The following is a 10451-nucleotide window of genomic DNA, read 5'->3' as shown; positions in this document are numbered from 1 at the left end:
CACATGGTTCGCAACTGTTGGATTAATCCTTTTCTTTGCGCGTCCCATCCAATGAAAAAATGAATGTTTCTTCCTTAATTATCTATTTCGGGATGAAGCCTTCAATATGTGACAGAATCATGGTCAAATAAAGAAAAAATGAAATACTTGATATACGCATCGTAGTTGAGGAGATGTGTATGAACCGAGAAGCACTCCCGTTCATCCTTGCAATCTGCATTCCATTTATCATCGTTAGTATGGTTTTTTTATATCTCTCCGGTTCGAATATCATCATATTTTTCCGTTCAATCGACCCTATCTACTATGTTATCATACTTCCCTTTGCACTTGGTTTATTTGCTGCGCTTCTCAAAGTGCGAAAACCAAAATAAGGGAGTATTTGTATATAAAACACTGGTTTTTTCTTGAAAACATACCTTGTTGTTATGAAAAATTATCAGTTGCTTGGATTAATACGAACATCTCGTCAGATCGTTTCACGAGTTCACATACAATCTTGGTTTTTCCTCCGCTAGTAATCATATATCCCTGATCTGGAGTATTGATATCCCATCTTCCAAAAAGCGTATTATAGATGCCTTCACGAAATCGAATCTGATCCTTTGGAAGCCAAAGTACCTGTTTGCTTCCTCCAGCTACTTTGAAAACAAAAACCGCTCCATCTTCAAGAAGAGACGGCGAATCAACAACACCATTATTGTCCGGATCAGGATCACACCCAAAACCGAGATACTGGATTGAATCAGGAACTATAAACGTCTGAATTCTCTTGGTTCCTTCTCCTAAACCAGTATCATACACATCCCGTGGTACACCACTTGTAACCATTAAATAAAGTTGTGATTGCAACGCATTAAAATCGTTTTTAAGTTGATTTTCAGCAATACTAATACTTATATTTTGATAACCGACAGCGATGAGAACGCTGATCGCTGCAATGACACCGATGCTGATCAGCATCCGAATTGGGATCATTTCAACAGCAGTATCATTTTTGAAAAAGTGTTTCCGCAGCATCATAGTTTCTCGACAGGATCTTTTTTTAAATTTGATTCGACAACCCGAGATTCAGAACCTCCATGCCAGCTTATCCTCGGGCGAATCTTAAGAATGTGTGAAGATTCAGAAGTATCATCGATAATGAGAGCTACCCCTTTTTCATCTCCAATCTTTTTAATAGATTCCTTGATATCACCAGCCATATACGTCGGACGGATACGACTTAAAGCATCGATATCTTCTTGGGCAGTGAGACGATGACATAAGATAATATCACTATGAGATAATACCTCAGGTGCAAGTGCACTTGGTCGTTGGGTTGCCATAATCAATGATAACCCTGGTTGACGACCTTGTCGCATCCATTCATTGATAAAGATCTCTTTACTCAGAAGATTTTCATCACTTGGGATAAAGAGTTGTGCTTCATCAATTGCAAGAAGTACCATGGGCATTCCTTTTTCTTCAACATCGAAACCGATTTTTTTCTGCTCGTGAATCTTTCGTTCACGCACCCGTGCTTCAAAAATTTGTTCACCGATCAACGCAGCGGTAATACTTTTCAACTGTTGATTTGGGAGATGACTAAAATCGATAATCGATAGCATACCTCGCTGAACAATTTCTGAAATCGGAGTTCCTTGTTTTGCAAAAATTCCCCAGCCATCAGCCATAGTGAAGAAATTTTCAGCAGCGATTTTCATTGATGCCTCACTTTTATCATCTCGTTGAATAAACTGGATAATATCTGGAATTGAAAACGGCGTTTGGCGATTTTGCAATTGCAGGATGGCACGGGTCACCACTATTCCTAAAGGATCAGTTGGTTTGATATTGAACAGTTGACACCAATGATATGGTGATAGATCCACAACAGGAATTGAAAAACCTGTCGCTTCAATATTTTGTTTTTCATAATGTTCAAGAAATTTGATCGGCACTAACAATCTGATATCAATAGCGCTCGGTTGAATATTCCATTTTTTAAGCTGTTCGAGTTCTTCTCGATTTTTATACCGCGAGGACCAAAAGATCCCCAGAGTATCAAATACAACGATACCGAGATTTTCTTTTACCTCGGTATCAAGTCGTTCGAGTTCTTCAAGAAAAACACCAATTGTGTACGATTTTCCATAACCCCGCTTTCCACAGATTAAAATAACATGCGGTCGGAGAACATCAATATAGACGTTTGCACCTAATGATCCATCCAGTGCATAATATCGCCCAATGTTGAGTACACCTTTAGTCGTTTTTTCTTTTCTTCCGAGTACATATTGTTTTTCAGAAATGGTTTTCTCTGAAAAAAGCTGATCGTCACTCATGGTTTCATCACGAAATCCTCTCTTTGTTTATTTTTTAGAAAACATTAAATAATATCGCAAGCTACGTTTTTATATTTTGTTCCACAAGGCATGTGCTCTATGGACAAAAGATGTCAATATACAACACATCGGAAAGCAGACAGTAAAACTATCATCATCAACTGTCGAAATTGCACCATCGGCAATTCCACGTTTTCAGATAAAAATTGCCGATATAATATATTAAAACTCCTCCAACAAGAACATGGTACCAATCAAATAATTCTCAACCATGCATTTGTAAAAGTTTTCAGTAACAATGATTTGAAGTTGATCCAGCAGTTATCAAAATTCATTACCAGTCTTGAATCTTATGAACATGTTGCGTATCCTCAGAAAAATCTCCAAAATTGTCCAAAATGCATTGAGAAACGACGTACGATGATTCATTCTCTTTATGAGTTAGCTCAATCTGATCCAGTCCTTGCGTATATGAAACTTTTCGAACTTCACCTTCAACCATCGCAAACGGCCCCTGAATGTTCCCACTGTGAAGATGAATTTAAAAAAATCATTCAGGAAATTATTAAGAAAGCTGATTTTTCGACGATTCTTACGAATTTATCTGTGAAAAGTGATGCTTTTTACACGACGTATATCCGGCCGTATGTCAGGCCAGGGTTTATTGACTCGTATATACAACTTGAACCTCCTGCTGATGCGGTGTTCCTTGAATCTTATGAAGTTCGACGACATGAAGGACGGCCGATCAATGTCACCTTATATCTCCTTCGCTCTCGACCTGAGAAACTCTATTTTGTTGTCCCCTCTGAGTATGACCTCCAACGGGAAGAGCTATTAATGCTTGAACGCGTTAGAGAGCATTTATCACGACATCGTCCGAAAGATGCATCGTTTATGGATGCAGAAAGTGCTCGTGAATATTTTCAACATTTCGGCCGACAGGTCATTAGTCAATTCGCAAAAACCTCACCGTTGAACCTTACTGCAGAACGTATTGATTATCTCGCAGATATTTTTGCACGATACACCGCAGGATTTGGTATCTTAGAAGATCTGCTGTCAGATGTTCGCATTCAAGATATCTATGTGAATGCACCGGTATCAAATAATGCGTTACATATTGTGGTTGATGGCGAAGAGTACACATCGAATATTTTTCTTTCAGATGCTGATATCGATGCATTAGCATCTCGATTTCGAACGTTAAGTGGCCGAGCATTTTCAGAGGCAGCACCTGTTCTTGATATGGATCTGAGTAAATATCACACTCGGGTCGCTGCAATATCAAACCCACTCACGCCGAAAGGAATTGCATTTGCTTTACGCAGGCATCGACAGAAACCATGGACGCTTGCTCATTTCATTGCAAACCATATGATTTCTCCTGAGACAGCAGGACTTCTCAGTTTTCTTGTTGATGGCCAAGCATCATTGCTTGTTGCTGGGAGCCGAGGATCAGGAAAAACATCATTACTTGGAGCAATGATGCTTGAAATTCCTCAGCGTTTCCGGATTTTAACCATTGAAGATACCGCAGAAATTCCCGTTGAACAGTTACAGCAATGTGGCTATAAAATCCAGTCACTGATCACTCGGTCGATTAGCTCTGGTTCTGCATCCAGTGAAGTTGATCCAACCGATGCGTTACGAACAGCACTCCGTCTCGGCGAATCGGTTCTCATCCTTGGCGAGGTCCGTGGCGTTGAAGCAAAAGTATTATTTGAAGCAATGCGAGTCGGTGCTGCTGGGAACCTAATTATGGGGACGATTCATGGATCAACCACCCGTGATGTCTATGAACGTGTTGTCTATGATATTGGAGTACCAGCAACTTCATTTAAAGCAGTTGATGGAGTTATCATTGCTGCTCCGATTCGAGCAGAAGGTGGTATCGAACGGAAACGTCGGGTGATCCAAATCTCTGAGATACAGAAAACCGGATGGACGACAAATCCTGATCCAGATAAGGTGTTCCGAGATCTCATGGTGTACAATACTGCGACTGATCGACTTGGTGCAACCGATATCCTTGATATGGGTCAATCTGAGTTACTCGGAGGAATTGCAAAGAAATGGGGCATCAGTGTTGAAAAAGCATTACAGAATATTAAACTTCGAACTGATATCAAGAAAACATTGGTTGATACTGCAGTTTCCCGTAATCGACTTGATCTTTTAGAAGCAGCATCGGTTCGTGATGCAAACAATGCGTTCTGGATGTTTATCGAAGAAGGAAAACAAAAAAACAGTTCGGTTGATTATGCTGAAGTTCATAAAAAATGGAATACCTGGTTTCAACGATATATTGGTTGATCGATACGTATGACTGAGGAGCATTGGTTTGTTCGAGCATGTTTCTTTGCCCAGAAATATTGTTCGTTTCTTGCCCCTGATACGAAGGCTACACAAAAGAAGATAAAAAAATATTTTTCCCAGGAATATATGGAGACGCTTAGTTTCACGGGTCTGCAGGTGGAACCTCGGAGTGTGCTGAGCCTTGCATATATGGTGGCGTTGCTGAGTTTTATTGGGATGTTTTTTCTTGATTTTGCTGTAGTGATCTCCTATGGTTTTGATATCACTATGATTGATCCTATAACCCTTTTATTATTGGGAGTGGTTACGATTTTTTTACCAGTCGTTCTGATGAATATGATTGCTTCGTATCCAAAAACCTATGCACAGTACATGAAGATTCATTCACTGGGAGACATCCCTGAGATTTTAAGTTATCTTGTTATGTATTTGAAACTTGTGCCAAATCTTGAAAATAGTGTTAAGTTTGCCGCATCTGAATCATCAACATCACTTGCGCAGGATTTACGCAAGATGCTTTGGGATATGGAGATACGAGTGTATCATGGAATTGATGATGCTTTGACAAATTTTGCAAGTCTCTGGGGTCGTTGGAGTGAATATTTCAAACGATCCTTACATCTAATTCGGAGTTCTATTCAGGAACGGGATGAAACCTCTCGAGTTATTACGTTGAATCGATCACTTGATGTTGCACTTGATGGCACGCGTGATATGATGAATCAGTTTGCAAGTAAACTCCATCAACCAACCATGGTTATTTACTCAATTGGTATTATGATACCGTTGTCATTAGTTGCTATGCTCCCGGCAGCTGGCCTCATCGGTTTAAAAATTACGATTTTCCAAGTTTTTATCATGTATGATATACTCCTTCCGTTGATTATCTTCTTTTATACACGAAAAGTGCTTCTATCTCGCCCTGCAACATTTAATCCACCACAGATACCATCCTATCATCCTGAGCTGATTTTTATTAATAAGAAACGACGTTTGCTTCTCTCACTTGGGATTGGTTGCGGTGTTTCTATTCCCGGGGTTATTTTTATTCTTCTTCCTGTGTTTTTTACTGACACCGGGTCATTACCTCCACTCCTTTCATATATTGTCAGCCCAGACGGACTCAATACGATTTTTCCGGTAACCTTATTTTTCATCTGGGGGATCGCGGCATTCGTCACATCCTATTGTTTGAGTGTTTATCGACCCTATAAAAAAGTTCGAGATGATATCAAACAGATTGAACGTGAATTTGGTGATGCATTGTACATCCTTGGAAAGCGAATTGCTGAAGAGAAAAGCCCTGAAGAAAGCTTTGTCTATACTGCGCATACAATGAGTGGAGCAAAGATAGCTCAAGTGTTCAGTCAAACCGGATATAATCTCACAGCGATGCATACGAATGTCCGTGATGCATTATTTAGTCCTGAGTACGGCTCGTTGAAACACGTATATTCAGATCGAGTGAAAGCAATAATGCGCTTATTTGTTGAAGGAATTCAGAAAAGTCAACGTGCTGTCAGTATCTCATTAATTAAAATTGCTGATCATTTAAAAGAACTCCAAGAAGTTGAAAAGAAAATCCGAGAATCGCTGTATGCATTGACGTCGACGTTGCGGAGTACTGCTGCATTGTTTGCCCCGTTAATTGCCGGAGTTACTCTTGCGATTACCAAACTTATTACGAATATTATCGCATCAATGGCGGGAAAAATACCCTCAGATACGTTTGATACCGGTGGATCAGTGTTGTCAACGGTTTCTGAGTCGTTTACCTTGGAGAATGTGCGCCCTGAATTTTTCGTTCTCGTCGTTGGAATTTATATTATTGAACTTGTATTTCTGCTAACTCGTTTTACCAACGGAATTGATGAAGGTGACGATAAACCCGCTTTTATGTATTCCCTGGGCCAGACGATGCCGACTGCCGTGATCGTTCTAACAATGACGGTGATTATCGGTCAGATGTTGTTCTCATCGATTGTCCGACCAGTAGCTTAATCCAAACCTGAGTTCAAAAAAATTAATTGAAGAAGGATTTTGTTCTCGTCGTAGAGTACGATCAGAAATCCTCTCTGAGACCTCCGTACGTTTTCAAAGTTTCATATGATCGATCACAAAGGGAAAAAGCATACTTTTTCAAGGGTGTTGATAGAGAAAAACAAATTCCTGTGTATCTGAACAGCTGGTAACTGTTGGTGTTGCTTTTACGCATACGCGCTGTATTTTTACATCAGAAATTATTCCTCCGAATAAACCTGTAATTTCTAATGAAATTCTCATTTCACCTGACGTATGATGTACATATTTCTCAGGTTCTGTAAGTGTTCTATTAAACCAAATATACTCTGCACTGAAACCAAGACCATCGACAATAAAATTTGATGGTTGAATCCAATTTTTAATGGTAAGTTTCGGGCCGGGATCCATCAGGCCATCTGCCTTATATAAAATACTCACAGCTACTTGTTGTATATCACTACAAGAATACGGTATGCTAAATGAATAGGTAACTTTACCATCCCCTATAAAACTGCTTAACCGAACAATTGTTCCATCGATTATTTCAACCTCTCCTGAAAAATTAGTATATTCCTTTCCAAACCTACATACCTGATATTCTTCGGGTTGATTAAAATGTAAAATCGTTTTATCGATAATCACTGGCGTACCTGGTGTCAGAAGTAATGGTTGTTCTGCCCGTCGCTGTCGATTGTTCATTTGTTGATTTTGAAGATCGGTACGTAATGCAGTCCAGATGTTTTGCCGCTGAATCGGATCATCCCTAGTTGCAGCATGGGCATACGTTGGATTAGCTTCTAAAAAAGCATGGATGGTATTTCCAATCCAGAGAGTTGATTCAGATGAATCCTGCACCCAAGGTTTAACGATGAACCGTTCTTTAACCGAAAGTTCGTTGTTGTAAAATCCTTTAGCAGATACGGTTACGTATTCAGTAGAAATCGACACTGTGTACTCATATCCAAGATCCGGTAATACATAGATCGTGGTATTTTCCAGAAATTTTGCATCCATTGCCTGCACAAGAGTTACAATGTGAGATGCAACATTTTCTAATTCCATCCGCCGCTGGGTATCATTATGAGAAAGAAACGTTACCACAGCGGTCAGCAAAATTGCAACTGCAATCATCAGACCAATTGTCGTGAGGGTTAAATCCATGACACCATGATTATTGCGGATAAATGCTGACATAACTCACCGCTCCGATTTTTTTCAATTCAAGACACATTCTATAGTTCCCCGCATAGACAACTGCAAATTTTGTCGGATCTTCTGATGAAAAACATACCGGTGAATGAAATGGAGACACCGTTCCATCAGAGAGAACATAATAGTAATTGTTTGCCGTCGCTGGATTCAATTGACGGTTTGTCGGTTCTTGGCCTCCGGGCAATGGCGTACTCCCAAACACAGCATATTTCAGAGTAGCGGGAAATGTCACATCAACGGTTACCATGCTTCCTTCATCGGCATACTGATACATGTGTTCTGCTTCTGCAACGATTTTTGATAGTTCATATTCTATAGCATGTGCTTGACTTGTGGTAATCATATTATAGATACCAATCGTAAATGTTGCGATGATGACCGCTGCGACGATAAGCGCAACAGTGAGATACATCGGCATACCGAGAACAGCGTTACTATCGCCTGTAAAAGTCCGATAACATACGCTGATTCTTTTCGTAGGTCTTTGGGGAATGGTTATATAGGTTTGACGTGATGCCAGAGTATGCGAAGTTTCAGAGGGAACTGTACTGCTGTGCTTGACCTTCCGATGCGGCTGACCGTTGCACTGATTATCGGTGCTGTAGCGCTTACTGCGATCCTTGGCTTTATCCTGAATCCGTGTTTGTTCCCAAAGAAGATGGTCGTTAGTGTTACTCCCATGGCTGCTCAATTTACAACGACTGATGCAGGACCTGAAAGTTTTCTTTTTACAGTTACCGTTACTGAGAGTTCTGGCCGTCCGATTACTGGTGCATCGGTGATCATCAAAGGTCTCCATAGCGTCATCAACGGTGAAACTGGTACCAATGGAAAAATCACGCTGACGATTGACAATATTTGGCTTGAACCTGGAGTCTATGAAGGGTATCTTGATGTTCAGGTTAAAGCCCCCTGTTTTGATACATTCTCCCAATCAGATATGATCAAGATTATTCGAAAACCCCCCTCGCCATAGTACCAGCAAACCTTTTTTTCTTGGTTACTTGTAGGTATCGTTATTTTTCGCTACGACAGCAGAGGTCTTTGTTTTACTTGATAGGAAACCGTGAATCGTTGAGTTACTGAATTTCATAGTTTTTAATGCTGTTGAACCCAAGAGAATTAAACTAATCGAAAAAAGAAACACCGGTGAAATTAAAATATCCTTTTGCCCCGCAACAACAATCAACGTTATTGCAAGCATGAGGATACCACCGATCAACCCGGTCATTTCAATTGGTATCTCTTTTGAGCCAAGTTTCATAACTGGTGGTGCACGACGTTCCATGATTTCAAGACGCTTGGTCAAATCATGAACAAGTTGTATGTGCGTTGTCTGAAGTGCATCAAGATTCTCTTTGATCTGTGATAATGAATCTGTGATTGATCTGAGTTGTTCTTTGAGTACGTCGAGTTCTTCTCGGTGTTTGATGATTTCTTCTTGGATGTATGAAAACTCCACGTCTAAAACATGGATGATTTCATCTGGATTTTTTTTCTTTTTTACGTCTTTGAGTTCTGCGAAGATACGCTGAATTGGTCCTTGAGTTGCATCATTGGAAAGGATTGATTGTGTATCAGCTGGTCGTCCTGATATACGCCGTTCGATTGCTGCGAGTCGTGAGCTGATACTTTGGGTGCTTTGTTCGATTTTTCGTACCCATGTTTTCATTGATTCGAGGTTTTCTTCAAATTCGTTTTCCTCAGCTTTTTGTTTCTTTTTTGCATTGGTTTTTGGTTTGAAATGATCAGCAAGCATAAATCAACTCTTTAAATATTACTGATAATTCATTATAGGAAACAATAAGAGAAGGATCTCTTAGTTATCAAACTTTACAATTTTACCCAGTATATAATAACACAGCTTGTGCATCTTCGTAGTTTTCAAATCCTTGAGCATTTACTGATAATTTTAAATAAGATTCTCGAACGTTAGCTTGTACAATTATGGCACCAGCAGGGAATGTAAGTGTTGCTTTTCCGGTGGAATCGGTTCTTCCATTTTGGACAGTTCCACCACCAGTCATAATAACATTAGCATTAGCAATTGGTTTGCGTGAATCATCATTTGTGGTAACAAGTACATCTATTACTGTGGCCGTTGTAGTTTTCCAATAATTATTTGCAGAATCCCAAGTAAAAGCAGTTGAAGAAAGAAGAGCATCATTTGGATCAACAGTTGCTATAATCGTTTTTTTTCCTTGTGGTATCATATAAATAACTGCAGCGATCACTGCAACTGCCACAATCATGACGATAATTAGATACATTGGTAGTCCGAGAACATCAGCCTCTTGGTTTTTTACAAATTGGTTTGCTTTCATATCTATGACCCTCCATACAATGAAGGTTGTCCTTTTTTCCAATTTTTTTTATGAGGTATGTATTGAGCTTCAAAGGTATTTATACTTTTCGTTTTATTAAAATTTTTATTTATAAATAATGGTAATTTATTAAATAATTATACCATAATAGTTATATATACTTCTGTATCGTACCACAATAATACATATAAAAATAAATTATTTCTAAATAAAATTAATATTTAAATAAAATTATTTTTTATGAACT

Annotated in this window: 10 protein-coding genes; 4 read left to right on the top strand and 6 right to left on the bottom strand. The window is 39.3% G+C overall.

Translation table 11 applies throughout. The annotated features are described in order from the left end of the window. Positions 1 to 179: 179 nt before the first annotated feature. Positions 180 to 374, top strand: coding sequence for a hypothetical protein (locus QXL17_04295; protein ID MEM4258355.1), 195 nt, complete (start codon positions 180 to 182; stop codon positions 372 to 374). Between the two features lie 52 nt (positions 375 to 426). Here the strand turns inward: QXL17_04295 and QXL17_04290 are convergent, their stop codons facing one another. Both QXL17_04290 and QXL17_04285 read right to left on the bottom strand, forming a co-directional pair. Next, positions 427 to 1023 carry a hypothetical protein gene (locus tag QXL17_04290; protein MEM4258354.1) on the bottom strand — a complete coding sequence of 199 codons (597 nt, stop codon included), beginning with the start codon at positions 1021 to 1023 and terminating at the stop codon, positions 427 to 429. Continuing rightward, a complete protein-coding gene (locus tag QXL17_04285; GenBank protein ID MEM4258353.1) occupies positions 1020 to 2327 on the bottom strand; it encodes an ATP-binding protein in 1308 nt (435 codons plus the stop codon). Before QXL17_04285 ends, QXL17_04290 begins: the two co-directional genes overlap by 4 nt. A gap of 99 nt (positions 2328 to 2426) precedes the next feature. On the opposite strand from QXL17_04285, the gene QXL17_04280 reads away from it, so the two are divergent. Both QXL17_04280 and QXL17_04275 read left to right on the top strand, forming a co-directional pair. Beyond that, the gene (locus tag QXL17_04280; protein MEM4258352.1) at positions 2427 to 4643 is read left to right on the top strand and encodes a type II/IV secretion system ATPase subunit; all 2217 of its coding nucleotides are present in this window, start codon (positions 2427 to 2429) and stop codon (positions 4641 to 4643) included. A gap of 9 nt (positions 4644 to 4652) precedes the next feature. Then, positions 4653 to 6647, top strand: a complete 1995-nt coding sequence (locus tag QXL17_04275) for a hypothetical protein (protein ID MEM4258351.1) — start codon at positions 4653 to 4655, stop codon at positions 6645 to 6647. A 138-nt stretch (positions 6648 to 6785) separates the two neighbouring features. Here QXL17_04275 and QXL17_04270 read toward each other — a convergent pair whose 3' ends face one another. Then, positions 6786 to 7862, bottom strand: a complete 1077-nt coding sequence (locus QXL17_04270; protein MEM4258350.1) for a hypothetical protein — start codon at positions 7860 to 7862, stop codon at positions 6786 to 6788. Continuing rightward, complete coding sequence (locus QXL17_04265) at positions 7840 to 8298, bottom strand: hypothetical protein (protein MEM4258349.1); 459 nt, start codon at positions 8296 to 8298, stop codon at positions 7840 to 7842. The genes QXL17_04270 and QXL17_04265 overlap by 23 nt, the downstream gene beginning before the upstream one ends. 105 nt (positions 8299 to 8403) lie before the next feature. Between QXL17_04265 and QXL17_04260 the strand changes: the two genes are divergently transcribed. Beyond that, a complete protein-coding gene (locus QXL17_04260) occupies positions 8404 to 8856 on the top strand; it encodes a carboxypeptidase-like regulatory domain-containing protein (GenBank protein MEM4258348.1) in 453 nt (150 codons plus the stop codon). A 24-nt stretch (positions 8857 to 8880) separates the two neighbouring features. Here QXL17_04260 and QXL17_04255 read toward each other — a convergent pair whose 3' ends face one another. Both QXL17_04255 and QXL17_04250 read right to left on the bottom strand, forming a co-directional pair. After that, a complete protein-coding gene (locus QXL17_04255) occupies positions 8881 to 9639 on the bottom strand; it encodes a hypothetical protein (GenBank protein MEM4258347.1) in 759 nt (252 codons plus the stop codon). 82 nt (positions 9640 to 9721) lie between these two features. Further along, positions 9722 to 10204: a hypothetical protein gene (locus QXL17_04250; GenBank protein ID MEM4258346.1), complete on the bottom strand. Its 483-nt coding sequence runs from the start codon at positions 10202 to 10204 to the stop codon at positions 9722 to 9724. Positions 10205 to 10451: the final 247 nt, after the last annotated feature.

Source organism: Candidatus Thermoplasmatota archaeon, assembly GCA_038884455.1.
Taxonomy (GTDB): domain Archaea; phylum Thermoplasmatota; class E2; order DHVEG-1; family DHVEG-1; genus JAWABU01.
Note: the sequence above shows the minus strand (reverse complement) of the source record. Positions and strands in the feature narration are given on the sequence as shown.